This window comes from Burkholderia alba (genome assembly GCF_034721475.1).
GTDB classification, from domain to species: domain Bacteria; phylum Pseudomonadota; class Gammaproteobacteria; order Burkholderiales; family Burkholderiaceae; genus Burkholderia; species Burkholderia alba.
This window is the reverse complement of sequence record NZ_JAWJWL010000037.1, coordinates 26,744-52,408: the sequence shown is the minus strand read 5'-3', so window position 1 is coordinate 52,408 and position 25,665 is coordinate 26,744. Positions and strand designations below refer to the sequence as shown.

General features: G+C 66.4%; 23 protein-coding genes and 1 pseudogene. 15 read left to right on the top strand and 9 right to left on the bottom strand.

Annotated features, from left to right (window positions below; translation table 11 throughout):
* Window positions 1-141: 141 nt before the first annotated feature.
* Window positions 142-918: an enoyl-CoA hydratase gene (locus RZR99_RS28645; protein ID WP_323123145.1), complete on the bottom strand. Its 777-nt coding sequence runs from the start codon at window positions 916-918 to the stop codon at window positions 142-144.
* Window positions 919-1,053: 135 nt separating this feature from the next.
* Between RZR99_RS28645 and paaN the strand changes: the two genes are divergently transcribed.
* The 5 genes from paaN (at window position 1,054) to paaK (ending at window position 6,693) form a co-directional block, all read left to right on the top strand.
* The gene (gene paaN, locus RZR99_RS28640) at window positions 1,054-2,760 is read left to right on the top strand and encodes a phenylacetic acid degradation protein PaaN (protein WP_323123144.1); all 1,707 of its coding nucleotides are present in this window, start codon (window positions 1,054-1,056) and stop codon (window positions 2,758-2,760) included.
* Window positions 2,761-2,848: 88 nt separating this feature from the next.
* On the top strand, window positions 2,849-4,051 hold the full coding sequence (pcaF, locus tag RZR99_RS28635; RefSeq protein ID WP_323123143.1) for a 3-oxoadipyl-CoA thiolase: 1,203 nt from the start codon (window positions 2,849-2,851) through the stop codon (window positions 4,049-4,051).
* 49 nt (window positions 4,052-4,100) lie between these two features.
* Window positions 4,101-4,886 (top strand): 2-(1,2-epoxy-1,2-dihydrophenyl)acetyl-CoA isomerase PaaG, encoded by a 786-nt coding sequence (gene paaG / locus RZR99_RS28630; protein ID WP_323123142.1) that lies wholly within the window; start codon window positions 4,101-4,103, stop codon window positions 4,884-4,886.
* Window position 4,887: 1 nt separating this feature from the next.
* Window positions 4,888-5,355 carry a hydroxyphenylacetyl-CoA thioesterase PaaI gene (gene paaI / locus RZR99_RS28625; protein ID WP_323123141.1) on the top strand — a complete coding sequence of 156 codons (468 nt, stop codon included), beginning with the start codon at window positions 4,888-4,890 and terminating at the stop codon, window positions 5,353-5,355.
* A gap of 39 nt (window positions 5,356-5,394) precedes the next feature.
* Window positions 5,395-6,693, top strand: a complete 1,299-nt coding sequence (gene paaK / locus RZR99_RS28620) for a phenylacetate--CoA ligase PaaK (RefSeq protein ID WP_323123140.1) — start codon at window positions 5,395-5,397, stop codon at window positions 6,691-6,693.
* A gap of 172 nt (window positions 6,694-6,865) precedes the next feature.
* Here the strand turns inward: paaK and mltA are convergent, their stop codons facing one another.
* Window positions 6,866-8,095, bottom strand: a complete 1,230-nt coding sequence (gene mltA / locus RZR99_RS28615; protein WP_407655514.1) for a murein transglycosylase A — start codon at window positions 8,093-8,095, stop codon at window positions 6,866-6,868.
* Between the two features lie 100 nt (window positions 8,096-8,195).
* The gene (gene apaG / locus RZR99_RS28605; RefSeq protein ID WP_323123137.1) at window positions 8,196-8,570 is read right to left on the bottom strand and encodes a Co2+/Mg2+ efflux protein ApaG; all 375 of its coding nucleotides are present in this window, start codon (window positions 8,568-8,570) and stop codon (window positions 8,196-8,198) included.
* Between the two features lie 183 nt (window positions 8,571-8,753).
* Here apaG and rpe point away from each other — a divergent pair, with 183 nt between their 5' ends.
* The 8 genes and pseudogenes from rpe to RZR99_RS28560 form a co-directional block, all read left to right on the top strand.
* On the top strand, window positions 8,754-9,440 hold the full coding sequence (rpe, locus tag RZR99_RS28595) for a ribulose-phosphate 3-epimerase (RefSeq protein WP_323123136.1): 687 nt from the start codon (window positions 8,754-8,756) through the stop codon (window positions 9,438-9,440).
* A gap of 5 nt (window positions 9,441-9,445) precedes the next feature.
* Entirely contained in the window at window positions 9,446-10,162 is a 717-nt protein-coding gene (locus RZR99_RS28590) for a phosphoglycolate phosphatase (protein ID WP_323123135.1), read from the top strand.
* Between the two features lie 335 nt (window positions 10,163-10,497).
* Window positions 10,498-11,991, top strand: a complete 1,494-nt coding sequence (gene trpE / locus RZR99_RS28585; protein ID WP_323123134.1) for an anthranilate synthase component I — start codon at window positions 10,498-10,500, stop codon at window positions 11,989-11,991.
* A 13-nt stretch (window positions 11,992-12,004) separates the two neighbouring features.
* Complete coding sequence (locus tag RZR99_RS28580) at window positions 12,005-12,592, top strand: aminodeoxychorismate/anthranilate synthase component II (protein ID WP_323123133.1); 588 nt, start codon at window positions 12,005-12,007, stop codon at window positions 12,590-12,592.
* A gap of 19 nt (window positions 12,593-12,611) precedes the next feature.
* A complete protein-coding gene (trpD, locus tag RZR99_RS28575) occupies window positions 12,612-13,643 on the top strand; it encodes an anthranilate phosphoribosyltransferase (RefSeq protein ID WP_323123132.1) in 1,032 nt (343 codons plus the stop codon).
* A 47-nt stretch (window positions 13,644-13,690) separates the two neighbouring features.
* Window positions 13,691-14,476 (top strand): indole-3-glycerol phosphate synthase TrpC, encoded by a 786-nt coding sequence (gene trpC, locus RZR99_RS28570; protein ID WP_323123131.1) that lies wholly within the window; start codon window positions 13,691-13,693, stop codon window positions 14,474-14,476.
* Window positions 14,477-14,488: 12 nt separating this feature from the next.
* Window positions 14,489-15,115 carry a CYTH domain-containing protein gene (locus tag RZR99_RS28565; protein WP_323123130.1) on the top strand — a complete coding sequence of 209 codons (627 nt, stop codon included), beginning with the start codon at window positions 14,489-14,491 and terminating at the stop codon, window positions 15,113-15,115.
* Between the two features lie 18 nt (window positions 15,116-15,133).
* A pseudogene (locus RZR99_RS28560) lies at window positions 15,134-15,934 on the top strand (uracil-DNA glycosylase); the annotation flags it as partial.
* A gap of 220 nt (window positions 15,935-16,154) precedes the next feature.
* Here RZR99_RS28560 and RZR99_RS28555 read toward each other — a convergent pair.
* The 4 genes from RZR99_RS28555 to RZR99_RS28540 all read right to left on the bottom strand — a co-directional run bounded on the left by RZR99_RS28555 (window position 16,155) and on the right by RZR99_RS28540 (window position 20,810).
* A complete protein-coding gene (locus tag RZR99_RS28555; RefSeq protein WP_323123129.1) occupies window positions 16,155-16,751 on the bottom strand; it encodes an FMN-dependent NADH-azoreductase in 597 nt (198 codons plus the stop codon).
* A gap of 154 nt (window positions 16,752-16,905) precedes the next feature.
* Entirely contained in the window at window positions 16,906-18,708 is a 1,803-nt protein-coding gene (locus tag RZR99_RS28550) for a M61 family metallopeptidase (RefSeq protein ID WP_323123128.1), read from the bottom strand.
* 92 nt (window positions 18,709-18,800) lie between these two features.
* The gene (locus RZR99_RS28545; protein WP_323123127.1) at window positions 18,801-19,529 is read right to left on the bottom strand and encodes a DsbC family protein; all 729 of its coding nucleotides are present in this window, start codon (window positions 19,527-19,529) and stop codon (window positions 18,801-18,803) included.
* A 99-nt stretch (window positions 19,530-19,628) separates the two neighbouring features.
* On the bottom strand, window positions 19,629-20,810 hold the full coding sequence (locus RZR99_RS28540; protein WP_323123126.1) for a UbiH/UbiF family hydroxylase: 1,182 nt from the start codon (window positions 20,808-20,810) through the stop codon (window positions 19,629-19,631).
* A 575-nt stretch (window positions 20,811-21,385) separates the two neighbouring features.
* Between RZR99_RS28540 and RZR99_RS28535 the strand changes: the two genes are divergently transcribed.
* Window positions 21,386-21,751 carry a hypothetical protein gene (locus tag RZR99_RS28535; RefSeq protein WP_323123125.1) on the top strand — a complete coding sequence of 122 codons (366 nt, stop codon included), beginning with the start codon at window positions 21,386-21,388 and terminating at the stop codon, window positions 21,749-21,751.
* A gap of 232 nt (window positions 21,752-21,983) precedes the next feature.
* A complete protein-coding gene (gene ychF / locus RZR99_RS28530; protein ID WP_323123124.1) occupies window positions 21,984-23,078 on the top strand; it encodes a redox-regulated ATPase YchF in 1,095 nt (364 codons plus the stop codon).
* Between the two features lie 115 nt (window positions 23,079-23,193).
* Here ychF and gabP read toward each other — a convergent pair whose 3' ends face one another.
* Window positions 23,194-24,585 (bottom strand): GABA permease, encoded by a 1,392-nt coding sequence (gabP, locus tag RZR99_RS28525; RefSeq protein WP_323123123.1) that lies wholly within the window; start codon window positions 24,583-24,585, stop codon window positions 23,194-23,196.
* 549 nt (window positions 24,586-25,134) lie between these two features.
* Complete coding sequence (locus tag RZR99_RS28520) at window positions 25,135-25,479, bottom strand: MmcQ/YjbR family DNA-binding protein (RefSeq protein WP_323123146.1); 345 nt, start codon at window positions 25,477-25,479, stop codon at window positions 25,135-25,137.
* Window positions 25,480-25,665 lie beyond the last annotated feature (186 nt).

Sequence of the window (25,665 nt, the reverse complement as noted above, 5' to 3'; positions counted from 1 at the left end):
GCCTTCCGCTTCACGTCTCCGTTACTGCGAAAGAGGCGTGATTGTAGGTACCCTGCTCACTTCGCGCAAGAGGTTTCGGAAAGTTTTTTTAACCAGTGTTTCGAGCGCGCTTGGCGCGCCCGAAACACTCGCACCCAAACATCACCGATGCTTGAAAACCGGCTTGCGCTTCTCGACAAACGCGGCCATCCCTTCCTTCTGATCTTCTGTCGCGAACATCGAGTGGAACAGGCGACGTTCGAACTGCACGCCTTCGGCGAGCGTCGTCTCGTAAGCGCGGTTCACCGACTCCTTCACCATCATCACGGCCGGCAGAGAGAACTCGGTGATCGTAATAGCCGCCGCAATCGCCTCGTCGAGCAACTTGTCCGCCGGCAGCACGCGTGACACCAATCCGGCGCGCTCAGCCTCCGCCGCATCCATGAAACGCGCGGTCAGGCACAGGTCCATCGCTTTGGCTTTCGACACGGCGCGCGGCAGGCGCTGCGTGCCTCCCGCTCCCGGCATCACTCCCAGGCGAATTTCCGGCTGGCCGAACTTGGCGGTATCCGCCGCGAAAATGATGTCGCACATCATCGCCAACTCACAGCCGCCGCCCAACGCGAATCCGGCGACCGCGGCAATGATCGGCTTGCGGATCTCCCGCACGGTCTCCCAGTTGCGCGTGATGTAGTTGCCCTTGTACACATCCATATAGGTGTACGTCGCCATCATGCCGATGTCGGCGCCGGCCGCGAACGCCTTCTCGCTGCCGGTCAACACGATCGCACCGATGCCGTCATCCGCGTCGAAAGCCCTCAGGGCCGCACCCAGCTCGTCCATCAGTGCATCGTTCAGCGCATTCAGCGCCTTCGGGCGATTCAGCGTGATCAGCCCCACCCGGCCCCGGGTCTCCACCAGGATGTTCTCGTAAGTCATCTACTCCTCCTCGATCAATGAGGCGCGAAACGCCTCGCACATGCGAATAATTTAATGCTAACATTATCCGACCAACCGGTCGGTTAATTAATCGAAACCGATCATCCCAACGCAATGCTCACCAGGCCCGCCGTCATGACACATCCATTGTTCGCGAAGCATGAAGACACGCTGAAGCACGCCCTCGCCGCTATCGAAACGCGCGGCTACTGGAGCCCGTTCGCCGAGATGCCGAGCCCCAAAGTGTACGGGGAAAGCGCGAACGCCGATGGCGAGGCCGCCTTCAAGGCGCACCTCGACAAGCCATTCCCGATCGACCAGCCCGCCACCGGCGAAATGATCAGCGCGGAGCAGTCGCCTTATGGGTTCGCGCTTGGCGTCCGTTATCCGAAATCGTCGCCCGACGCGCTGATCGCCGCCGCCGCCGACGCACAAGCCGCATGGCGCGCGGCCGGACCGACCGCATGGGTGGGCGTCGCGCTCGAAATTCTTGCCCGCCTGAACCGCGCCAGCTTCGAAATCGCGTTCAGCGTCATGCATACCACCGGCCAGGCTTTCATGATGGCCTTCCAGGCAGGCGGCCCGCACGCACAGGACCGCGCGCTGGAAGCGGTCACCTATGCATGGGACGCGCTGCGACGCATTCCGGCCGACGCCCACTGGGAAAAGCCCCAGGGCAAGAACCCGCCGCTTGCGATGCACAAGCGCTATACGATCGCACCGCGCGGCACGGGCCTCGTCCTCGGCTGCTGCACCTTTCCGACCTGGAACGGCTATCCCGGCCTGTTCGCCGACCTGGCCACCGGCAACACGGTCATCGTCAAACCGCATCCCGGCGCGATCCTGCCGCTCGCGATCACCGTAAAGATCGCCCGCGACGTGCTTCTCGAAGCCGGCTTCGATCCCAACGTGGTCACGCTGCTCGCTACAGAGCCGAACGATGGCGCGCTGGTTCAGGATCTGGCGCTGCGTCCGGCCATCAAGCTGATCGATTTCACCGGCAGCACGCAAAACGGCACCTGGCTCGAACGCAACGCCCACCAAGCGCAGGTGTATACGGAGAAGGCGGGCGTCAATCAGATCGTGATCGATTCCGTCGACGACCTGAAAGCCGCCGTCAAGAACATCGCTTTCTCGCTCGCACTCTATTCCGGCCAGATGTGCACGGCGCCGCAGAACATCTACGTGCCGCGCGACGGTATCCGTACCGCCGAAGGTCAGGTCAGCTTCGACGATGTCGCGCAGGCGATTGCCGGCGCGGTACAAAAACTGACGGGCGACCCGGCGCGTTCCGTCGAGTTGATCGGTGCGATCCAGAACGAAGGCGTCGTCGCCCGCATCGTGGCGGCGCGGCAACTCGGCCGCGTACTCGCCGACAGCGTGCAGCTCGAACACCCGACATTCGCCGGCGCCCGCGTGCACACGCCGTTGGTGCTGCAACTGGACGCGACCGATCACGCCAAGTTCACACAGGAGTGGTTCGGACCGATCTCGTTCGTAATCGCCACCGACTCGACCCGCCAGTCGCTCGACCTCGCCGGCGCCATCGCCGAGGAACACGGCGCGCTCACTCTGTCCGTCTACAGCACCGATGCAGCTGTCATCGATGCGGCGCACGATGCGGCGGTGCGCGGAGGCGTGGCGCTGTCGATCAACCTGACGGGCGGCGTGTTCGTCAACCAGTCCGCAGCGTTCTCGGACTTCCACGGCACCGGCGCAAATCCCGCGGCGAATGCGGCGCTCGCCGATGCCGCGTTCGTCGCGAACCGCTTCCGGGTTGTACAAAGCCGGGTTCATGTTGCGCCAAAGGCCGCGCCGCAGGAAGTCGGCCAAACGGCCTAACCCGTCCGGCCGACGTGCCGCCCACCGCGCCCTCCACTACCATGAGCGAACTCGCCATCGAGCGGGTTCGTTCCCGCTGGACACTCTCATGACCGACGCTTTCATCTGCGACGCAATCCGCACTCCGATCGGCCGCTACGGCGGTGCCTTGAAAGACCTGCGCGCCGACGACCTCGGCGCCGTGCCGATCAAGGCGCTGATCGAACGCAACCCGCAGGTCGACTGGCAGGCCGTCGACGACGTGTTGTACGGCTGCGCCAATCAGGCGGGCGAAGACAACCGCAATGTCGCCCGCATGTCCGCCTTGCTGGCCGGCCTGCCGACCGGCGTGCCGGGAGTGACGCTCAACCGGCTGTGCGGCTCGGGCATGGACGCGGTCGGTTCCGCCGCACGCGCGATCAAGGCCGGCGAAGCTCGACTGATGATCGCGGGCGGCGTCGAAAGCATGACGCGCGCGCCATTTGTGACGGGCAAGGCCGCGAGCGCATTCGCACGGCAGGCGCAGATCTTCGATACGACGATCGGCTGGCGCTTCATCAACCCGTTAATGAAGCAGCAGTACGGCGTCGACTCGATGCCCGAGACGGCCGAAAACGTCGCGATCGAGTTTCACGTCAGCCGCGGCGACCAGGATGCGTTCGCGCTGCGCAGCCAGCAAAAGGCCGCGCGCGCGCAACGGGACGGCACGCTCGCGCAGGAAATCGTCCCGGTCGCGATTGCACAGAAGAAAGGCGATCCGCTCATCGTCGCGCACGACGAGCATCCGCGCGAAACATCGCTCGAAGCGCTCGCCAAACTGAAGGGGGTCGTACGGCCGGACGGATCGGTGACGGCCGGCAACGCATCGGGCGTCAACGACGGCGCGTGCGCGCTCCTGCTCGCGAACCTGGCCGCGGCAGACCAATACGGGCTGCGTCGCCGCGCCCGCGTGCTGGGCATGGCCACGGCGGGCGTCGAGCCGCGCGTGATGGGAATCGGCCCCGCACCCGCCACGCAGAAACTGCTGAAGCAGCTCGAGATGACCATCGATCAATTCGATGTGATTGAACTGAACGAGGCGTTCGCATCGCAGGGCCTCGCGGTGCTGCGCGCACTCGGCGTCGCCGACGGCGATCCGCGCGTCAATCCGAACGGTGGGGCGATCGCGCTCGGGCATCCGCTCGGCGCGTCCGGCGCGCGACTCGTCACGACGGCGCTGTACCAGTTGGAGCGCACCGGCGGACGCCTCGCGCTCTGCACGATGTGCATCGGCGTCGGCCAGGGCATCGCGCTCGCGATCGAGCGCGTATAAGCCACCACCCGGCGCCCCGCCCACCCCGGAGTCAAGGAGGAGACACCCGATGTCCTACCAAGCGATTCGAATCGAAATCGATCAGGCGACTCAGGTCGCGACGATCACGCTGAACCGTCCCGACAAGCTCAACAGCTTCACGCGCGCGATGCATCAGGAATTGCGCGCCGCGATCGACGAAGCGGAAGCCGCGCGCGCCCTGATCCTCACGGGTGCGGGACGGGGCTTCTGCGCCGGACAGGATCTGGCCGATCTCGACTTCACACCCGGAGCGATGACCGACCTCGGTGCGTTGATCGACACGCATTTCAATCCGCTGATCCGCCGCCTGCAAGCCCTGCCGCTGCCCGTGATCGCCGCGGTGAACGGCACGGCCGCCGGCGCGGGCGCGAATCTCGCGTTCGCATGCGATCTCGTCCTCGCGGCCCGCTCGAGCAGCTTCATCCAGTCATTCGTGAAGATCGGCCTCGTTCCCGATTCGGGCGGCACCTGGTTCCTGCCGCAACGCGCGGGTCTGGCCCGCGCGCTCGGCCTCGCGCTCACCGGCGACAAGCTCGGTGCAGAACAGGCGGAACAATGGGGGCTCATCTGGCGCAGTGTCGACGACGACGATCTCCCGGGTACAGCTGCCCGGCTGGCCGCACAGCTTGCGCAGCAACCGACCCGGGCGATCGCGGCGATCAAGCGCGCAATGCGCGCGAGCACCACGAACACACTCGACCAGCAGCTCGACCTCGAGCGCGATCTGCAGCGCGAACTGGGGCAGTCGCACGATTACGCGGAGGGCGTGCAGGCCTTCATCGAAAAGCGCGCGCCGCGCTTCGAGGGCCGTTGACATGACTTCCGCCACACCCGACAAGCATCCGTCCGAACCGTCCGCCGACGCGCTCGCCCAGTCCGTCGCGCAGGCAATGTTCGAAGCGGATGCGTGCAGCCGGGGGCTCGGGATGGAACTGCTCGAAGTCCGCCCAGGCTACGCGCGCCTGCGCATGACGGTGCGCCAGGATTTTCTGAACGGTCATCAGATCTGTCACGGCGGCCTGATCTTCACGCTCGCGGACTCCACCTTCGCGTTCGCGTGCAACACCTACAACATCAATACCGTCGCGGCCGGCTGCTCGATCGAATTCCTGCGGCCGGTCCCCGCCGGCGACGTCCTGACCGCCGAAGCCGAAGAGCGTGTGCTGAACGGCAGGCACGGCATCTACGACATCCGCATCACGAATCAGGCCGGAGAAACCGTGGCGATGTTCCGGGGGAAATCGGCACAGATCAAGGGGACGGTCATTCCGGCAGACTGCTAGCGTCCGCCCGCCGCCCTAAAACAAAGACAGGAGACATCCATGACACCCCAGCTTCCGCTCGAACCGATCGAGACAGCCAGCCGAGACGAGTTGCTCGCGCTCCAGCTGGAACGGCTCAAATGGTCGCTCGACCACGCGTACCGGCATTCGCCTGTTTACCGCAGCAAGTTCGACGCGGCGGGCGTGCATCCCGGCGACCTGAATACGCTCGCCGATCTGGCGCGGTTCCCGTTCACGACCAAGAGCGACCTGCGCGACAACTATCCGTTCGGCATGTTCGCCGTGCCGCAAGACCGAATCTCGCGCATTCACGCGTCATCCGGCACGACCGGCAAGCCGACCGTGGTCGGCTATACCGCCCGCGACATCGATACCTGGGCCAACCTCGTCGCACGCTCGATCCGCGCGGCCGGCGCACGGCGCGGCGACAAGGTCCACGTCAGCTACGGCTACGGTCTCTTCACGGGCGGCCTCGGTGCGCACTATGGCGCGGAGCGCGCGGGGCTCACCGTGATTCCGTTCGGCGGCGGCCAGACCGAAAAGCAGGTCCAGCTGATCCTGGACTTCCGGCCCGACATCATCATGGTCACGCCGAGCTACATGCTCTCGATCGCCGACGAGCTGGAGCGGCAAGGCGTGGATCCACGGCAATGCTCGCTGCGTATCGGGATCTTCGGCGCGGAGCCGTGGACCAACGACATGCGCGCGGCAATCGAGCAGCGGATGGGCATCGACGCGGTCGACATCTACGGCCTGTCCGAGATGATCGGCCCGGGGGTCGCGTCCGAGTGCGTCGAAACCAAGGACGGCCCGACGATCTGGGAAGACCACTTCTATCCGGAGATCATCGACCCCGACACCGGCGCCGTGCTGCCGGACGGCGAGCTTGGCGAACTGGTCTTCACATCGCTCACCAAGGAGGCGCTGCCGATCGTCCGCTACCGCACCCGCGACCTGACCCGCCTGCTGCCCGGCACCGCCCGCACGATGCGCCGGATGGAGAAGATCACCGGCCGCTCGGACGACATGATGATCGTGCGCGGCGTCAATGTATTCCCGACCCAGATCGAGGAACAATTGCTCAAGCAGCGCGCGCTCGCACCGCATTATCAGATCGTGCTGACCCGGGAAGGCCCGCTCGACGTACTGACGCTCAACGTCGAGCCCTGTCCGGAAAGCGCGCCCGACGTCGCGGCCCTCGACGCGGCCAAGGCGGCGCTGGCCTACGACATTAAGGCCTTGATCGGTGTGACGGCGATCGTGAACGTGCGGCCCATCAACGGCATCGAGCGCTCGGTCGGCAAGGCACGACGGATTGTCGACAAACGTAACGCGTAGCGCGCTCAAGAATGGGCGGCCGCAACACGCGGCTGCCCTTCCCGAATTTCCGACGGGGAGAACACCGTCTTCAACCCGTCAAAGCAAAACGCCCCGCGACGACCGGTTCGAGTCGACGCGAGGCGCGCGGTTTCAACAAGCCGGGCCGCTCGCGCGGCGCGAGCCATTCCCGCTACGATTTCGGCAACAGCAGCCACATCCGGCCGACCTGCTTCATCCGGCCGGCCTGATCGCCCGCATCGTCGCCGAGCCCCCAGAAATAATCCGCGCGCACGCCGCCCTTGATCGCGCTGCCGGTATCCTGCGCGAATACGAGCCGGTTCAACGGCGTGTTGGTCAACGGCCGGGTGGTTTGCAGGAAGACCGGCGTGCCGAGCGGAATCGCCGACGGGTCCACCGCGATCGAGCGCTCGGGCGTAAGAGGCACGCCCAACGCGCCAACCGGGCCGTCCGCGCCACCCTGCGGCACGGCTTCCTTCGAAGGCATTTCGCGGAAAAACACGAAGCGCGGATTCGTATCGAGCAACGTATCGACCCGTGCCGGATTTGCCCGCGCCCACGCCTTGATGCCCTGCATCGTCGCCTGCCCGGCGGTCAACTCGCCGCGATCCAGCAGCCACTTGCCGATCGACCGATACGGCTGATTGTTGGTGCCGCCGTAGCCGACCCTCATCACGCTGCCGTCGTCGAGCACCACGCGGCCGGACCCCTGGACCTGCAAGAAGAATGCTTCGATCGGATCGTCGACCCAGACCAGTTCGTTGCCGTTCAGGACGCCCGTGCGTTCGAGTTGCGCCCGCACGGGCAGCGCCGCGCCGGTCCGGTAGCCGGCCGGCCAGCGGTACAGCGCGTACTGGTACGGGCCGCGTCGCACCCGCGAGCCGCGCAGCAGCGGTTCGTAATAGCCGGTGACGAGTCCGTCGAGCGAACCGTCGTTGTTCGCGAACTGGAACGGCGTGAAATACGTTTCGAAGAAGGCGCGGGCACCGCCGACGTCGAGATCGTCGAGCCGCTCGGCCGCCGCACACGCGCGCTGCCAATTCGCCTGGCGCGCGAGACGTGCGCAGTTTTGCCGCAGCGCGACGGTGGCCCCGATCAAGGTATCGTCCTGCCAGCCCGGCACCTGCTGCCAGACCACCGGCGTCAGCCGCTCGGCGGCGATCTGTCCGGGGACGATCGCGGCGCCCGTGGGCGGCTTCAGGGTCGGCCGCACCGGCGCGCCGCCGCAGGCGGCCAGCAGCACCGCGGTTGCAATCGCGACGGCCCAACCGGCCAAGCGCGGCTCAAACCACCTACAATGTTCGTTCTTGATGGAAACCGCCATGTCTGATCTGTTCGACGAATACCCGATGCTCATCTTCGCGCTGGAATCGCTGCTGGCGCTCGCCCTGCTCATTTTCATCGTGGTGTGGACCGCCTCGGGTAAGAAGAAGCCGCCACGCGGTCACGATAAGCCCCAGCGCTAAGCGCCCTGCCAAACCGACGCTCCGGCGCCGTGCCGCTCAATGGAGCGTGCGCGGCATATGCAGCGCAAACTCCTCGACGGGCGCCTCGAAGCGCTCCCCGTCTTCCGCCACGCAGAAATACGCGCCGCGCATCGTGCCGACGGGGGTCTCGATCACCGCCCAGCTGGTGTACTCGAAATGCTCGCCCGGCTGCAGCAGCGGCTGGTGGCCGACCACGCCCAGCCCCTTCACTTCCTGCACGTGGCCTTCGCTGTCGGTGATGATCCAGTGCCGCGCGATCAGTTGCGCCGCCACCTGCCCCGTGTTCCGGATCGTCAGCGTGTACGCGAATGCGTATTGACGGCGTTCGGGGTCGGATTGTTCCGGTAAATAACTCGTCTTCACCGATACGGTGAATTGATACTGGCTCATGATGATCCCGCTTCGATGGTCATTCCGCGCCGACGGCGCCCCGGCGCGTCAAGCCCCGTGCGGCCAAAGCGCCGCTTTGGTTCGGCATTCTGCTTGATGCAGCCCCCGCCCGCAACCGCGCCCGGCCCGCCGCGGCGGTAGAATGACGGTTTTGCCCCGCAGCAGCTCCCCCACACCAACGTCATGACGCAATTCCGCCTCGCTCCCAGCATCCTGTCGGCCGACTTCGCGCGGCTCGGCGAAGAAGTCCGCAACGTAGTCGCCGCCGGCGCCGATTGGATCCACTTCGACGTGATGGACAACCATTACGTTCCGAATCTCACGATCGGCCCGCTCGTCTGCGAGGCGATCCGCCCGCACGTGCAGGTCCCGATCGACGTACACCTGATGGTGCGCCCGGTGGACCGGATCGTGCCGGATTTCGCGAAAGCGGGCGCGAACCTGATCAGCTTCCACCCGGAAGGCTCCGATCACATCGACCGGACCCTGAGCCTGATCCGGGACCACGGCTGCAAGGCCGGCCTCGTGTTCAATCCGGCCACGTCGCTCAATTACCTCGATCACGTGATGGACCGCGTGGACCTGGTGCTGATCATGTCGGTGAATCCGGGCTTCGGCGGCCAGTCGTTCATTCCCGAAGCGCTCAACAAGCTGCGCGAGGCGCGCGCACGGATCGACGCGTATACCGAGCGCACCGGCCGCGAGATCCATCTCGAAGTCGACGGCGGCGTGAAGGTGGACAACATCGCCGAGATCGCCGCAGCGGGCGCCGATACGTTCGTCGCCGGCTCGGCGATCTTCGGCAAGCCCGACTACAAGCAAGTAATCGACGACATGCGCACCGCGCTGGCCGCCGTGCGGCGCGACTGAGCGCCATGACGCCGCCGATCCGCTTCGCCGCGCCGCGCATCGGCGCGGCGCTCATCGATCTCGACGGCACGATGATCGACACCGCCGACGATTTCACCGCCGGCCTGAACGGCATGCTCGCCCAGCTCGATGCGGAGGAAACGACGCGCGAAGAGGTGATGCAGTATGTCGGCAAGGGCTCCGAAAGCCTGATCCGGCAGGTGCTGTCGCCGCGCTTCCCGGCCGCCGACGCGCAGGCTCGCTTCGACGAGGCGCTCGCGCTCTATCAGGCCGAGTACGCGAAGATCAACGGCCGCCAGACCCGGCTCTATCCGGATGTCGAAGCAGGCCTGAAAGCGTTGCGTGACGCCGGCATCCGGCTCGCGTGCGTGACCAACAAGCCTTACCGGTTCGCGGTCGAATTGCTCGAACAGTACCGGCTCGACGGCTATTTCTCGATCGTGCTGGGCGGCGACAGCCTGCCGCGCAAGAAGCCCGACCCGCTGCCGATGCTCGCCGCGTGCGAAGCGCTCGGCGTCGCGCCCCAAGCGGCGGTGGCAATCGGCGATTCGGAGAACGATGCACTCGCGGGCCGCGCAGCCGGCACCGCGACGCTCACGGTGCCGTATGGCTACAACCACGGCAACGCTATACAAACGATAAATTCGGATGGTATAGTCGATTCACTGCTGATCGCAGCGCAGGCCATTGCCGCGCACAACGCGACCCAGCCATCCACCTGATTTTTCTTCCATCCGCATGTTTCTGAATAAAAAACGGAGTCTGAGCAGCATCGACCGGGGAGCCTGGCCCTGGCGTCGCTGGTCGCGCTAACCTCGTTGAGGTACGCTGAAGCTCGGCTTCAGCCCCGTTTTTTATTTCGCTGCGCGCTCGCGCCCCGATCATCGTCCGATCCGCTGGTTTGCCGCGCCCGAACACACGACGTTCGGGCCGAAGGCCAAGCCTCGGCACGCGATCGACCGGCGCCTTATCCCGGTTGCGAGTCAACGCCCCGGCTACCGCGCAGCGCCACGTGATCCCCGGCGCGCTCCGCCGTTCGTCCCAACAGGACCGGAACATGACTGAACTCGAATTCCAATCGCTCGCCAACGAGGGCTACAACCGCATTCCGCTGATCGCCGAAGCGCTCGCCGATCTCGAAACGCCGCTGTCGCTCTATCTGAAGCTCGCCCAGCCGGAACGCAGCGGCGCCAACTCGTTCCTGCTCGAATCGGTGGTGGGCGGCGAACGCTTCGGCCGCTACTCGTTCATCGGCCTGCCGGCCCGCACGCTCTTGCGCACCCGCAACGGCCTGTCGGAAGTGGTAAAGGACGGCAAGGTGGTCGAATCGCACGACGGCGATCCGTTCGAATTCATCGCGACCTTCCAGAACCGCTTCAAGGTCGCCCAGCGCCCCGGCCTGCCGCGCTTCTGCGGCGGCCTTGCCGGCTATTTCGGCTACGACGCGGTGCGCTACATCGAAAAGAAGCTCGCGACCACCGCACCGCACGACGATCTCGGCCTGCCCGACATCCAGTTGCTTTTGACCGAGGAAGTCGCCGTCATCGACAATCTCGCGGGCAAGCTCTACCTGATCATCTATGCCGATCCGGGCACGCCCGAGGCCTACACGAAGGCGAAGCAGCGGCTGCGCGAATTGAAGCAGCGGCTGCGCACGACGGTGCAGCCGCCCGTCACGTCGGCGAGCGTGCGCACCGAAACCTATCGCGAGTTCGCGAAGGACGACTATCTGGCGGCCGTGCGCCAGGCGAAGGAATACGTTGCGGCCGGCGAGCTGATGCAGATCCAGGTCGGCCAGCGCCTCGTCAAGCCGTATCGCGACAATCCGCTGTCGCTGTACCGCGCGCTGCGTTCGCTGAATCCGTCGCCGTACATGTATTACTACAATTTCGGGGAATTCCACGTCGTCGGCGCATCGCCCGAGATCCTGGTCCGCCAGGAAAAGCGCGGCGACGACCAGATCGTCACGATCCGCCCGCTTGCCGGCACCCGCCCGCGCGGCAATACGCCCGAGCGCGATGCCGAGCTCGCGACCGAACTGCTGAACGATCCGAAGGAAATCGCCGAGCACGTGATGCTGATCGATCTGGCCCGCAACGACGTCGGCCGGATCGCGCAAATCGGCTCCGTGGCCGTCACCGACAAGATGGTGATCGAGAAATACTCGCACGTGCAGCACATCGTCAGTTCGGTCGAAGGCAAGCTGAAGCCGGGCATGACCAACTACGACGTGCTGCGCGCGACGTTCCCGGCCGGCACGCTGTCCGGTGCGCCGAAGGTGCGCGCGATGGAGCTCATCGACGAATTGGAGCCGGTGAAGCGCGGCCTCTACGGCGGCGCGGTCGGGTACCTGTCGTTCTCCGGCGAGATGGATCTGGCGATCGCGATCCGTACCGGCCTCATCCACAACGGTAACCTGTACGTGCAGGCGGCGGCGGGCATCGTCGCGGATTCCGTGCCGGAATCCGAATGGCAAGAGACCGAGAACAAGGCGCGCGCGGTGCTGCGCGCGGCCGAACAGGTCCAAGACGGCCTCGATAGCGACTTCTGACCGGAGACTGACCATGCTGCTCATGATCGACAACTACGATTCGTTCACCTACAACCTGGTCCAGTACTTCGGTGAGCTGGGCGAAGACGTGCGCACCTACCGCAACGACGAAATCACGCTCGACGAGATCGCGAAGCTGGACCCCGCCACGCTCTGCCTGTCGCCCGGCCCGAGCAACCCGCAGCACGCCGGCATCACGCTCGACGTACTGCGCGAATTCGCCGGCAAGAAGCCGATCCTCGGCGTGTGCCTCGGCCATCAGGCGATCGGCGAAGCATTCGGCGGCCGGGTCGTGCGCGCGCAGACCATCATGCACGGCAAGGTGAGCCGGATCGAAACCGACGGCCGCGGCGTATTCGCCGATCTGCCCAGGCATTTCGACGTCACCCGCTATCACTCGCTCGCGGTCGAGCGCGAATCGCTGCCCGACTGCCTCGAAATCTCCGCGTGGACCGACGATGGCGAGATCATGGGCCTGCGTCACAAGACGCTGCCGATCGAGGGCGTGCAGTTCCACCCGGAATCGATCCTGTCCGAGCACGGCCACGCGCTCCTCGAAAATTTCCTGAAGCAGTCGCGCGCGGCCGCTCATCCCGCTTGACGACGAGGCACCGGGCACCATGACCATCACTCCACAGGAAGCGCTGCAGCGCACGATCGAGCATCGCGAAATCTTCCACGACGAGATGCTCCACCTGATGCGGCTCATCATGCGCGGCGACATGTCGCCCGTGATGGCGGCCTCGATCATCACGGGGCTGCGCGTCAAAAAAGAGACGATCGGCGAGATCGCCGCCGCGGCCACCGTGATGCGCGAATTCGCGAATCACGTGCGGGTGGCCGACAACTCGAATTTCGTCGACATCGTCGGCACGGGCGGCGACGGCTCGCATACGTTCAACATCTCCACCGCGACGATGTTCGTCACCGCCGCGGCGGGCGCGAAGGTCGCGAAGCACGGCAACCGCGGCGTATCCAGCAAGTCCGGCAGCGCCGACGTGCTGGAAGCGCTCGGCGTCAACATCGACCTGCAGCCGGATCAGGTGGCGGCATCGATCGACGAGACCGGGATGGGCTTCATGTTCGCGCCGAACCATCATCCCGCGATGAAGAACATCGCGCCGGTACGCCGCGAACTCGGCGTGCGGACGATCTTCAACATCCTCGGGCCGCTGACGAACCCCGCCGATGCGCCCAACCAGCTGATGGGCGTATTCCACCCGGATCTGGTCGGGATCCAGGTGCGCGTGATGCAGCGCCTCGGCGCGCGGCACGTGCTGGTCGTCTACGGCAAGGACGGCATGGACGAGGTCTCGCTCGGCGCGGCGACGCTCGTCGGCGAGCTGCGCGACGGCAACGTGCACGAATACGAAATCCATCCGGAAGACTTCGGTCTGCAGATGGTGTCGAACCGCACGCTCAAGGTCCAGAACGCCGACGAATCGCGCGGCATGCTGCTCGAAGCGCTCGACAACAAGCCGGGCGTCGCCCGCGAGATCGTCACGCTCAACGCGGGCACCGCGCTGTACGCGGCGAACGTATCCGCATCGATCGCCGACGGCATCCAGCTCGCCCGCGAGGCGGTCGCGAGCGGCCGCGCACGTGCGAAGGTCGACGAACTGGTGCGCTTCACGCAGCAGTTCAAGCACTGAGCCGGGCCCCGTCCCATCCGAATCCGAATCACGTCCGCGAGATACTCATGAGCGACATCCTCGACCGAATCATTGCCGTCAAGCGCGAAGAAATCGCCGCCGCGATGCGTAGCGCCCCGCTCGAAGCCCTGACACTCGAGGCGTCGGCGCGCGATCACCGCGATTTCGTCGGTGCGTTGCGCGCCAAGCACGCGGCAGGCAAGGCCGCCGTGATCGCCGAAGTGAAGAAGGCGAGTCCGTCGAAAGGCGTGCTGCGCGAGCACTTCGTACCCGCCGATATCGCCCGTTCGTACGCATCGCACGGCGCGGCCTGCCTGTCGGTGCTGACCGACGAGCAGTTCTTCCAGGGCAGCGCCCGCTATCTGGAGGAAGCACGCGCCGCGTGCAGTTTGCCGGTACTGCGCAAGGACTTCATCGTCGACCCTTATCAGATCCTCGAAGCGCGTGCGATGGGCGCGGATGCGATCCTGCTGATCGCCGCCGCGCTCGACACGCCCGCGATGCAGGATCTCGAAGCGTATGCTCATTCGCTCGGACTCGCGGTGCTCGTGGAAGTGCACAACCGTGACGAGCTGACCGAGGCGCTGACGCTGAAAACCCCGCTGCTGGGCATCAACAACCGCAACCTGCGCACCTTCGAAACGACGATCGACACGACGCTCGGCATGCTGGACATGATTCCGCCGGACCGGATCGTGGTGACGGAGTCCGGCATCCTGGCGCGGGCGGACGTCGAACGGATGCAGGCCGCCGACGTGCGGACGTTCCTCGTCGGCGAAGCGTTCATGCGGGCCGAGCATCCGGGCGAGGAACTCGCGCGGATGTTCTTCTGAGCGGCCCGCGTCATGGCAATCGAGAAGGAAATCAAGCTGGCGCTGCCGGCCGCTCAGATCGACGCGGCCCGGCGCTGGCTCGATGCACGTGCCGGCGCGGCCGGCCGCGACATCGTGCTGTCGAACCTCTACTTCGACACGCCCGATCTCGCCCTCGCCCGCTCGAAAAGCGCGTTGCGCCTGCGGCTCGCGCCGCAGGGCTGGCTGCAGACCTTCAAGACGGTCGGCAGCGCCGAAGGCGGGCTGCACCGCCGGCACGAGTGGGAAATGCCCGTCCAGCGGGACCGGCTCGAACTCGACGCGCTGGCCGCCGCGTGCGACGTCCCGGCGGCAGCGGCCGCGTTGCGCGCCGCCGCCCCCACGCTGATCGCATTGTTCCGCACGGATTTCTCGCGCACGTTGTGGCACGTCGATCATCAAGGCGCGCGAATCGAAGCGGCGCTCGACCAGGGCGAGATCGTCGCGCAGGTCGGCGCCGATACGCGCCGCGCACCGATCCTCGAAATCGAGCTGGAACTCCTCGACGGCAACGAAGCGGCATTGCAGACGCTCGCCGCCGGACTCGCCGCCGCCCTGCCCGGCCTCGCACCGGACAATCTGAGCAAGGCGCAGCGCGGCTACCAGTTGCGCGCAGCCTGAAACACCCACCGCACCCGCATGGCCACTCGCACCTCACCCCATCCGACGCAGCAATCGTCACTGTTCGACGCAGCCGACAACGCAGCCGTCCCCCTCGCGGGCACGTCATCGCTCGCCGCGCAGTTCGATGCGCTGCCGCCCGCATGGCACGCACTGCTCGACCCGTTCATTCGCAGCGACGCATATGCGCCGCTGTGCCGCTTCGTCGACGGCGAGCGCGCCGCCGGCAAGACGGTCTACCCTGACGACGTGTTCCGCGCGCTGCGTCTCACAAGCCCCGACGAAGTCAAGGTCGTGATCCTGGGCCAGGACCCCTATCACGGCGACGACCGGGGAACGCCGCAAGCACACGGGCTGGCGTTCTCTGTGCCGCCCGCGGTCAAGACACCGCCGTCGCTGCGCAACATCTTCAAGGAGATCGGCGCGAACTTCGGTCACGACACGCCGCGCCACGGCTGTCTCGACACGTGGGCCCGGCAAGGCGTGCTGCTGCTCAACACCGTGCTGACGGTCGAGCAGGCGTCCGCCGCGAGCCACGCGAAGCGGGGCTGGGAACCGTGCACCGATACGCTGATCCGCGAATTGGCGCAGCGTCATCGCGGGCGGGTATTCATGCTGTGGGGCGCGCACGCGCAGGCCAAGCGCGCGCTCTTCGACACCGCCGTGCACTGCGTGCTCGAAGCACCGCATCCGTCGCCGCTGTCCGCGCACCGCGGCTTCCTCGGCTGCCGTCACTTCGCGCTCGCGAACGAATACCTCACCCGGCACGGCCGCGCGCCGATCGACTGGCGCCTGCCCGANAGCACCGCATCCGTCGCCGCTGTCCGCGCACCGCGGCTTCCTCGGCTGCCGTCACTTCGCGCTCGCGAACGAATACCTCACCCGGCACGGCCGCGCGCCGATCGACTGGCGCCTGCCCGACGAAGCGGCCACGCTGGCCTGAGCCCCGTCGCCGCACCTCAAAAAAGAAACGCCGCGAACCCGAAGGTTCGCGGCGTTTCTTTTTGCGACGGATTCGCGCGGGCGCCGGGCGCTCCGCTCAGACGGCGGCGATCGCGTCGCGGGCACCGGCCAGCGACGCGCTTGCCGATTCGGGGCCGAGGTTCAGGCCTTCCGCGTAGATAAAGCTCACGTCCGTCATCCCGACGAAGCCGAGGAAGGTCTTCAGGAACGGCGTCTGCGTATCGTTCGGCGTGCCGAAATACTTGCCGCCGCGGGCCGACACCACATACACCTTCTTGCCGTTGATCAGACCTTCCGGACCGTTCGCGGTATAGCGGAACGTCACGCCGGCGCGGGCGATCCAGTCGAAATAGGTCTTGAGCTGCGACGACACGCCGAAGTTGTACAGCGGGGCGCCGATCACGATCACGTCGGCCGCATTCAGTTCGGCGATCAGCGCATCGCTCTTCGCGACGATCGCGTTCTGCTCGGCGCTGCGCTTGTCGGCGGGCGTGAAGAACGCGCCCAGCACGGCGTCGTCGAGATGCGGCAGTGCGTCGGCGAGCAGGTTGCGCACCGTCACCGTCGCGGCGGGATGCGATTTTTGCAGCTTGGCCGTCAGTTCGTCGGCAAGCAGCGTGGATTGCGCGCCTTGCGAGCGGGCGGCGGAATTGATTTGCAGGATGGTCGTCATGTCGGGCTCCGTTGGGCTTGCGCTTGAGTAGCGCGAGTGACGCCATTGTGCGGACGACCATCTTCCCGAAAAAGCACCCCAGCAGCGACGGATTGTTGCACGAATAGAACAATCCGCCCCCCGCGCCCGCCCGGCAAACGGCGAACCGTCGGCCTCACATACCTAGCCAGCTTTTGCGCGAGGTCCGCTGGGCGGCCGGCTTATCCTGCGCGGTCAGCTTGTAGCGCATGATTTCCGGGCCGTCGAGCTTCAGCCGAGCGGTGCGCAGCTCGTCGCGCCGGAACGCGTGCAGTTCGACCTTGTCGCCCGGCCGGTAGCGCGCGAGCAAGGCGTCGAGGTTCGAGCCCGTCACGCGCAGGCCGTCGAGCGCGACCAGCGCGTCGCCCGCCGACAGGCCCGCCTTGTGAGCGGCGCCGCCTTCGTACACCGCGGCCAGCACGCATTCCGCGCCGCCGCGCATGCGTGCGCCAAGCGTCGGTTTCGCCGCGGCATCGCCGTTCGAACCCGTATCGGGGGTCAGTACGATGCCGAACGGTTCGAACAGCGAGTCGAACGGCAGGTCGCGCGTGCCATGTACCGCGTCGTCGAACAGCCGCCCGAGCGTCACGCCGGTGGCTTCGGCAATCAGCGCCTCGACATCCGTTTCGCCGATCCCGTCCGGCTTGCCGCGATAGAAATCGCGGCCGTAGCGCTGCCACAGCAGCCGCATCACGTCGTCGAGCGACTTGCGGTTGCGGGTTTGCGCCCGGATCGCCAGATCGAACGCGAGCGCGACGAGCGAGCCTTTCGTGTAATAGCTGACGATCGCGTTCGTCGCGTTCTCGTCCTGCCGGTAATACTTGATCCAGGTATCGAACGAGCTTTCCGCGACGCTCTGCTTGAGCCGGCCGCTGCCGCGCCGCACGCCGCCGATCGTGCGGCCGAGCAAGCCCAAATAATCGGCCTGGTTGATCAGGCCGCTGCGCACCAGCATCAGATCGTCGTAATAGGAGGTGAAGCCCTCGAACAGCCACAGCAGCGACGTGTAGTTCTCGGTCGACAGATCGTAGGGCGCGAACGCCGCCGGCTTGATCCGCTTGACGTTCCACGTGTGGAAGTACTCGTGACTGCACAGGCCCAGGTAGGTGCGATAGCCTTCCGTCGCCTCCGGCCGCCCTTTGACCGGCAGATCGCCGCGGTTGCAGATCAGCGCGGTCGACGCGCGATGCTCGAGGCCGCCGTAGCCGTCGCTCACGGCTTGCGTCATGAACACATAACGCTCCATCGGCGCCCGCTTCGTTTTCGGTTCGAACAGCGCGATCTGCGCTTCGCACACGCGCTTCAGGTCGGCGGCCAGACGGTCGAGATCGAGCCCGGTCACGCGCCCGGCGATCACCACGTCGTGCGGCACGCCATGCGCGTCGAACGTCGTCAGCGCAAACTCGCCGAGCGTCACGGGATGATCGATCAGGTCGTCGTAGTTCTCCGCCCGGTACGTGCCGAATCCATAACGCTTCGTGCCGCGCGCCTCCGGCAGCGACGTGGCGACGCGCCAGCGCCGGCCCGCCTCTCCCGCCGGCCTCGCGATCTCCACCGTGCACGGCGCTTGCTCGCACCCTGCCGGCGACAGGAACACGCTGGTGCCGTTGAAGAAGCCGCCGGTGTCGCCGAGATGCGCGGCGCGCACCGACAGATCCCACGCATAGACGTCATAGCGCAGCGTCAGCGCGCCCTTCGTCGGCGCGGCCTGCCACGTGTGCTTGTCCGTCTTGTCGACCGGCACCTTGCGGCCCGCGTCGTTCACCGCGCGCAGCGTCACGATGTTGCGCGCGAACTCGCGCACCATGTAGCTGCCCGGAATCCAGACAGGCAGCATGAAGCGCTGGCCGGCCGGATCGGGATCGGCCACGGTGAGGGTCACTTCGAACAGGTGGGCGGCAGGATCTTTCGGAACGATCGTGTAGCGAATCGGCTTCATCGTCGGAATCGGTGGAAAACGGAACGGCTATGAAAAGAGGCGCCTGGCGGAACGCCGGCGCCTCTGTCGCACTGCTCAGGGGAACGGCCGCGTCACTTCACCGCGGACAACGCCTGATTCAGCTGGTCGGCAGACACCGCGCCCGGCAGACGGGTGCCATCGGCGAGGAAGATGGTCGGTGTGCCGGTGACGTTCATCCCGCGACCCAGCGCGAGATTCTTGTCGAGCGCGCTCGTGTCGCAGCTCGCCGCGCCGGACGGCGCGCGGTGATCGAGCATCCATGCCTCCCAGGTCTTGACGCGATCGGTCGAGCACCAGATCGACTTCGACTTCACCGTCGAATCCGGCGACAGGACCGGATACAGGTAGGTGTAGACGGTGACGTTGTCGACCGATTTGAGGGTCGTTTCGAGTTTCTTGCAGTACGGGCAGTTCGGATCGGAGAACACCGCGATCTTGCGTGCGCCGTTGCCCTTCACGACCTTGATCGCGTTCGCGACCGGCAGGCTCGCGAAATCGATCTTGTTGATTTCCGACAGACGCGTTTCCGTCAGGTTCTTGCGCGACTTGGTGTCGACCAGGTCGCCGAGCAGCATGTAGTCGCCGGTCGCGTCGCTATAGACGATCTGCGAGCCGAGATTCACTTCATAGAGACCGGCGACCGGCGATTTGGTGACGCTCTTGATCGGCGCTTCAGCGCCGAGACGGGATTGCAGCGTCGCCTTCAGCTTGTCGGTGGTCTGGTCGGCCTGCGCGCTGCAGCCGAGCGCGACCGTCGCGACGGCGAGCGCGACGGCGGCGATGCGAATCGTTTTTTTCATGTAAATCTTCCTTCAGATCAATCGGGGCACCGCCACAGTGTACGACGGCGACAAGACTGTGTCCGACTGCCGGGCCGTCCGAAGGTTCGCGGGCGGCGTTTATCCGAGCGCCGACGACACCAGCAAGCGCTTGACGAGCGGCTGCGCGCCGACCAGCGCCATGCCGGTGTTGCGCACGACGCGGGCGAGCGTGCCGGGCAGCGCGAACAGCCGCTGCAGGCCGTCGGTCGCGACCATCAGCGCGCGAATGTCCTCGCGGCGCGCGCGTTCGTAACGGCGCAGCAGCACCGTATCGCCGAGGTCCCGGAACGCTTCCTTGCCGGCGATGGTGTCGACGAGCGCGGCGACGTCGCGCAGCCCGAGATTCATCCCCTGGCCGGCCAGCGGATGAATCAGGTGCGCGGCATCGCCCACCAGCGCGACGCGCGGCGCGATCAGGCGATCCACGGTCTGCAGCGCGAGCGGGAAGCCCTGCGCGGGCGTCACGCATTCGAGCGCGCCGAGCTGCCGGTGCGTCGCGCGCTCGACTTCGGCCGCCAGTTGCGCCGGATCGAGCGCGAGGAGGTCGTCCGCATGCGCGGTCTGCGCGGACCATACGAGCGATACATGACCGTCCGGGAGCGGCAGCAGCGCGATGATTTCGCCGTCGCGGAACCACTGGTACGCGGTTTCACGGTGCGGCAGCGCCGCCTTGAAGTTGGCGACGACGCCGGTTTGCCGGTAGTCGCGCCGCTCGACCTTCGAGCCCATCTGCGAGCGGACCCAGGAATGCGCGCCGTCCGCGCCGACCACCAGGTCGGCTTCGATCACGTTGCCGTTCGCGAGCGCGAGCATCGCGCCGCCGGGCTTCACGTCGAAGCCCTGCGCGCGGGTGTCGAGCCAGTTGAGGTTCGGCTGGAACCGCAGCGCGGCGTCGAGCGCGGTTTCGACCAGCGTCGATTCGCCGATCCATGCAAGCTGCGGCACGGACGCCTGGAACGCCGAGAAGTGCAGCTCGGCCTGCGCATCGCCGTAGACGCGCATGTCATACACCGGCGCGAGCCGGTCGTGATCGAGCGCCTGCCAGACGCGCAGCCGTTCGAGCAGTGCCTGCGAGCTGGCCGACAGCGCATAGATGCGCGAATCGAACGCGAGGTTCGCCGGGCGCGGCACGGCCTGTTGCGCGAGCAGCGCGGTCTTGTAACCCGCTTGGGTCAGCGCGAGCGCGGCCGTCTTGCCGACGAGCCCGCCGCCGACCACGGCGACGTCGAAATTCTGATGATGGGCAGTCATGGCGGGCATTATAGCCGGGGCATCCGGCCGCTTCGCTGCGGGGATTTGCGGCAAATCAGGCGGACGCACAGGCTGCGACGTCGTGCCGCGAACCGCTTCTATCCCGTCGCGCGAGCCGGGTACGGGGCGGCCGCCGTACCAAACGATTGCATCGGTAACCGGCCCGCCCATCGGCGTCCGGCCGGCGCACGGGCAGGCATTACACGCCACACTTTTCCTTACAAACGCACACCGCTTGTCATCCGGGCCGCCGCTACATTGGGTTCCACGAAACAACGGGAGATCCCCATGAAACGGATTGCGGTTCTCGCGGCCCTGGCCGTCGTGCTGGGCAGCGTGTTGGGCGGATGCATCGTGGTGCCTGACGGCGGCTACTACCACCGCCACGACTACTATCGTTATTGATGCCGGCAGCGTGTGCGCCATGACGGCGGCCGAACGACGGGGTGCGGTGGCGGGCCGGCGGCGGGGCAGGTTTTCGGAGCATGGATGGTTTCGCCGGCGGCGTGCTATCTTTTTAGTGTCGGAGCCGCGCGGCGGCCGACCCCGGGAAGCGCAACCCAACCACCGTCGTGAGCCTGGTCATGAGCGATGTCCGCCCGAATCTCAGCCAACGTGATCGCGTCGAGCTGCTGTGCTGGCTCACCATCGGCAACCTCGGCGCTTACTATCTGAACGAGTCGTGGCCGGCATCGACCTTCCAGGTTCAGGCGGCTCACAAGTGGCTCGACCGGCACATGCGGGAAGCCGACTGGCTGACGCTCGCCAAACTCTCCGCCACGGCCCTCGACATCGCCCGCCGGCACGAGGCGTTCGTGAACGCCGCCTGGGCGCGCGACGCGGTCGAGGAAATCATCGATACCGACGACCTGAACCTCGACGCGCGGCTCGTGGCGCTGGTGCTCGACGACTGCCGGGCGGCGCTGGAGGATCGGCGGCCGGCGGATTGAGGCGACGGCGCGGCGCCCCCCATCGCGATCCGGCCTGCCGTCCGGCGATTCCGAAAGAGTTACAATTGCCGCTTTCGACGACGAAGCAAGCGCGGCGCCCGGCGCGGCGCGCAGCCTGGACAGGCGGCTTCGTCCGGCCCGACGTGGGCCGCCGCGATCGGCGCTCGCGCGCCGGCGATGCTCGCCAGCCCCGCCGCGTCACGCCCAACCCATTGAATTACCGAAGGATCCCATGAGCCTCAAATGCGGCATCGTCGGCTTGCCCAACGTCGGCAAGTCCACCCTGTTCAACGCGCTGACGAAGGCCGGCATCGCCGCCGAGAACTATCCGTTCTGCACGATCGAGCCGAACGTCGGCGTGGTCGAGGTGCCGGACGCCCGCCTGAAGGCGATCTCCGAGATCATCACGCCCGAGCGTATCGTGCCGGCCGTGGTCGAATTCGTCGACATCGCCGGCCTGGTCGCCGGCGCGAGCAAGGGCGAAGGCCTCGGCAACCAGTTCCTCGCGAACATCCGCGAAACCGACGCGATCACGCACGTCGTGCGCTGCTTCGAGGACGAGAACGTGATCCACGTCGCCGGCAAGGTCAGCCCGCTCGACGACATCGAAGTCATCAACACCGAACTCGCGCTCGCCGATCTCGCGACGGTCGAGAAGGCGCTCACGCGCTATTCGAAGGCGGCCAAGTCGGGCAACGACAAGGAAGCCGTCAAGCTCGCCGCCGTGCTCGAGAAGGCGCGCGCCCACCTGGACCAGGGCAAGGCCGTGCGCAGTCTCGACCTGTCCGACGACGAGGTCGCGCTGCTCAAGCCGTTCTGCCTGATTACCGCGAAGCCGACGATGTACGTCGCGAACGTGAAGGAAGACGGCTTCGACAACAATCCGCATCTCGACGCCGTGCGCAAGTACGCGGAAGGCGAGAAATCGCCGGTGGTCGCGGTATGCGCGGCCATCGAGGCGGAAATCGCAGATCTCGACGACGCCGACAAGGAAGCGTTCCTCGCCGATCTGGGCATGGACGAGCCGGGCCTCGACCGCGTGATCCGCGCGGGCTTCAAGCTGCTCGGCCTGCAGACGTACTTCACGGCGGGCGTGAAGGAAGTGCGCGCGTGGACGATCCACATCGGCGACACCGCGCCGCAGGCGGCGGGCGTGATCCATACGGATTTCGAACGCGGCTTCATCCGCGCGCAGACGATCGCCTATGACGACTTCATCGCGTACAAGGGCGAGCAAGGCGCGAAGGAAGCCGGCAAGATGCGCGCGGAAGGCAAGGAGTACGTGGTGCACGACGGCGACGTGATGAACTTCCTGTTCAACGTCTGAGCCCGTCCGGCCCCGCGCCGGTCCGCCCATGAAAAAGCCCGCTCGAAGCGGGCTTTTTCATGGGCGGCCGGGTTCGGCGCTCAGCGGCCGCGCGGATCCCCGGACACCGGCATCCTCACCGCGGATTCGCCGGCACCGCCGGCGCCCGCGCTTCCCGCGCCCGCCGGTTCAGCCACGACGCCAGCACCACCAGCAGCGCCAGCACCGCGGTCGCGCCCACTTCCATCCGGTGATCGGCGCGCAGCAGCATCGCGCTCAGCACCCCGCAGATGAACAGGATCACCACCCAAGTCAGCCACGGAAAACACCACATCCGCAGCGCGAGGTGCGCGCCGCCCGCGTCGAGCGTCGCGCGCATCCGCAGCTGCGACACGGCAATCACCAGGTACACCAGCAGCGCGATCGCGCCCGACGTCGCGAGCAGGAAGCCGAACACCTGCTCCGGCATCACGTAGTTGGCGATCACCGTCACGAAGCCGAACGCGGTGGACGCGAGCACCGCCGCCCGCGGCGTGCCGCTCGCGTCGGTCCTGCGCAGGAACGCGGGTGCGTCCTGCCGTCTCGACAGCGAGAAGATCATCCGCGACGCCGTGTACAGCGCCGAATTCAGGCAGCTCGCGACCGACACCAGCACGATCACGTCGATGATGCCCTTCGCGTGCGGAATGCCGATCAGCTCCATCGCGCGCTGATACGAGCCGTGCGCGGGCAGCAGCGGATCGTTCCACGGCACGATGGCCGCGACCACGAAGATCGAGCCGAGATAGAACAGCGTGATCCGCCAGATCACCGAATGGGTCGCACGCACGATCTGCCGCTCGGGATTGTCGGACTCCGCCGCCGCGATCGTCACGATCTCGGTCCCCAGGAACGAGAACATCGTCGTCAGCATCGCGGCGAGTACCGCACCGAGCCCGTTCGGCATGAAACCGCCGTGATCGATCAGCCGCGCCGCCCCCGACACGTTCGAGCCCGGCAGCAAGCCGAAGATCGCCGCGCCGCCGACGCACAGGAACACGACGATCGCGACCACCTTGATCAGCGCGAACCAGAATTCGAACTCGCCGTAGTGCTTCACCGAGAACAGGTTGGTCAGCGTCAGCGCGGACGTGATGCCGAGCGCGAAGATCCACGTCGCGACGCCCGGGAACCACGCATTGAGGATCGTCGCCGCGGCCGTGGCCTCGATCGGAATGACGAGCACCCAGAACCACCAGTACAGCCAGCCGATCGTGAAGCCCGCCCAATGGCCGATCGCCCGATCGGCGTAGGTCGAGAACGAGCCGCTGTCCGGATGGGCGATCGCCATCTCGCCCAGCATGCGCATCACGAGTACGACGAGGAGCCCCGCGATCCCGTACGCGATCAACGCGGCGGGACCGGCTTCCGCAATCGCGTGACCGGACCCGACGAACAATCCCGCGCCGATCACGCCCGCGATCGACAGCATCGTCACGTGACGCTGCTTGAGGCCGGTACCCAAGCCGGTACCACTAGCTTCCTTCATGTCTCCTCCAAAACGGCGGCTGCGAGAGCCTGCTATCGGGTGCGCCCGCGCTCCAGTTCTCGTCATGCGGCGGCGGGAATCGAATTCCGGCGGCCGTGCGGCTGGATTGCGCGCGGGCGGTGCGTCTATCGGGGATGTCGTTCGTTTCGTCGCGGATCCGCGCGAGGCGGTCCGCTCAGCGGCATTGCGCGATGCGCAGGCATGAGCGGAGCCGTCGATCCCGGTGTGCGGGCAAGTCCCGGCCGCTCGAAAATGAATCTGTCCGACGATTGTCTGCGAGATGCAAAACCGGTGCAGTGTAAGCAGCAATGGTTCGGCTCATGAGAGCCAATTACGATGATTTGATGGAACCACTCCACGAAGCCGGCTCATGGCCACCGTGTCGGATCCTGTCCGGGGCGTCATGCCATCCGTCCGGCGGCCCCGTCAGCGCACGCTTTCGGCGCGCGACCGGGTGCCCGCGAAAACCCGCCGGCCAACGCGCGCCGAGCCCGGATCACGGCGCGCAAATCCGTCGTTCATGCAGAGAGAAGATCGGCGGCGCGAGGTTCAGCGGCGCACGGCGTCGAATTCCGCCAGCAGCTTTCTGGGCGCGATCGCTTTCCACTCGCGCAGCAGCAACGCCGACACGGTGCCGGGATCGGCATTCGACAAGCGCACCAGCACGATCGGCCAGCCGCGATAGTGGTCGGTGATGTAATACACGTCCGGTTCGGTCTCCATCAGCAGCGCGCGCTCGTCGGTATCGACGCCCTTCACCACCAGGCTGTCCCCGTCCTCCTTCAGGCGCGTGAGCAGTGTGCCCTTCACCTTCAGCGCGGGCGTGCCGTACGACGTACCGTCCTCCACGCCGGGCCAGCCGAGCGCGATCTGCCTCACCTCGTCGAAAGTCATGCGCTCTCCCAGGCACGAGCGCACCGCGCCGCTCGCGATGAAATAAAGGATCCGGCATATCGTCGCGCCGGCGAACGCCCGCGTGACGGTCGGCCCGAGCAGGTTGCCCGACGCGCGGCGGACGGTGCCGATCACCCGGCCCCAACCCGCCGCCATCATCACACCGATTCAGCCGCGCGGAAACCC

Bases quoted from the DNA above. Each gene is read 5' to 3' on its own strand.
- RZR99_RS28645 (WP_323123145.1), bottom strand. From the start codon at position 918: ATGACTTACGAGAACATCCTGGTGGAGACCCGGGGCCGGGTGGGGCTG.
- paaN (WP_323123144.1), top strand. From the start codon at position 1,054: ATGACACATCCATTGTTCGCGAAGCATGAAGACACGCTGAAGCACGCC.
- pcaF (WP_323123143.1), top strand. From the start codon at position 2,849: ATGACCGACGCTTTCATCTGCGACGCAATCCGCACTCCGATCGGCCGC.
- paaG (WP_323123142.1), top strand. From the start codon at position 4,101: ATGTCCTACCAAGCGATTCGAATCGAAATCGATCAGGCGACTCAGGTC.
- paaI (WP_323123141.1), top strand. From the start codon at position 4,888: ATGACTTCCGCCACACCCGACAAGCATCCGTCCGAACCGTCCGCCGAC.
- paaK (WP_323123140.1), top strand. From the start codon at position 5,395: ATGACACCCCAGCTTCCGCTCGAACCGATCGAGACAGCCAGCCGAGAC.
- mltA (WP_407655514.1), bottom strand. From the start codon at position 8,095: ATGAAAATGAGCAGGGCGAGCGCCAGCAGCGATTCCAGCGCGAAGATG.
- apaG (WP_323123137.1), bottom strand. From the start codon at position 8,570: ATGAGCCAGTATCAATTCACCGTATCGGTGAAGACGAGTTATTTACCG.
- rpe (WP_323123136.1), top strand. From the start codon at position 8,754: ATGACGCAATTCCGCCTCGCTCCCAGCATCCTGTCGGCCGACTTCGCG.
- RZR99_RS28590 (WP_323123135.1), top strand. From the start codon at position 9,446: ATGACGCCGCCGATCCGCTTCGCCGCGCCGCGCATCGGCGCGGCGCTC.
- trpE (WP_323123134.1), top strand. From the start codon at position 10,498: ATGACTGAACTCGAATTCCAATCGCTCGCCAACGAGGGCTACAACCGC.
- RZR99_RS28580 (WP_323123133.1), top strand. From the start codon at position 12,005: ATGCTGCTCATGATCGACAACTACGATTCGTTCACCTACAACCTGGTC.
- trpD (WP_323123132.1), top strand. From the start codon at position 12,612: ATGACCATCACTCCACAGGAAGCGCTGCAGCGCACGATCGAGCATCGC.
- trpC (WP_323123131.1), top strand. From the start codon at position 13,691: ATGAGCGACATCCTCGACCGAATCATTGCCGTCAAGCGCGAAGAAATC.
- RZR99_RS28565 (WP_323123130.1), top strand. From the start codon at position 14,489: ATGGCAATCGAGAAGGAAATCAAGCTGGCGCTGCCGGCCGCTCAGATC.
- RZR99_RS28555 (WP_323123129.1), bottom strand. From the start codon at position 16,751: ATGACGACCATCCTGCAAATCAATTCCGCCGCCCGCTCGCAAGGCGCG.
- RZR99_RS28550 (WP_323123128.1), bottom strand. From the start codon at position 18,708: ATGAAGCCGATTCGCTACACGATCGTTCCGAAAGATCCTGCCGCCCAC.
- RZR99_RS28545 (WP_323123127.1), bottom strand. From the start codon at position 19,529: ATGAAAAAAACGATTCGCATCGCCGCCGTCGCGCTCGCCGTCGCGACG.
- RZR99_RS28540 (WP_323123126.1), bottom strand. From the start codon at position 20,810: ATGCCCGCCATGACTGCCCATCATCAGAATTTCGACGTCGCCGTGGTC.
- RZR99_RS28535 (WP_323123125.1), top strand. From the start codon at position 21,386: ATGAGCGATGTCCGCCCGAATCTCAGCCAACGTGATCGCGTCGAGCTG.
- ychF (WP_323123124.1), top strand. From the start codon at position 21,984: ATGAGCCTCAAATGCGGCATCGTCGGCTTGCCCAACGTCGGCAAGTCC.
- gabP (WP_323123123.1), bottom strand. From the start codon at position 24,585: ATGAAGGAAGCTAGTGGTACCGGCTTGGGTACCGGCCTCAAGCAGCGT.
- RZR99_RS28520 (WP_323123146.1), bottom strand. From the start codon at position 25,479: ATGACTTTCGACGAGGTGAGGCAGATCGCGCTCGGCTGGCCCGGCGTG.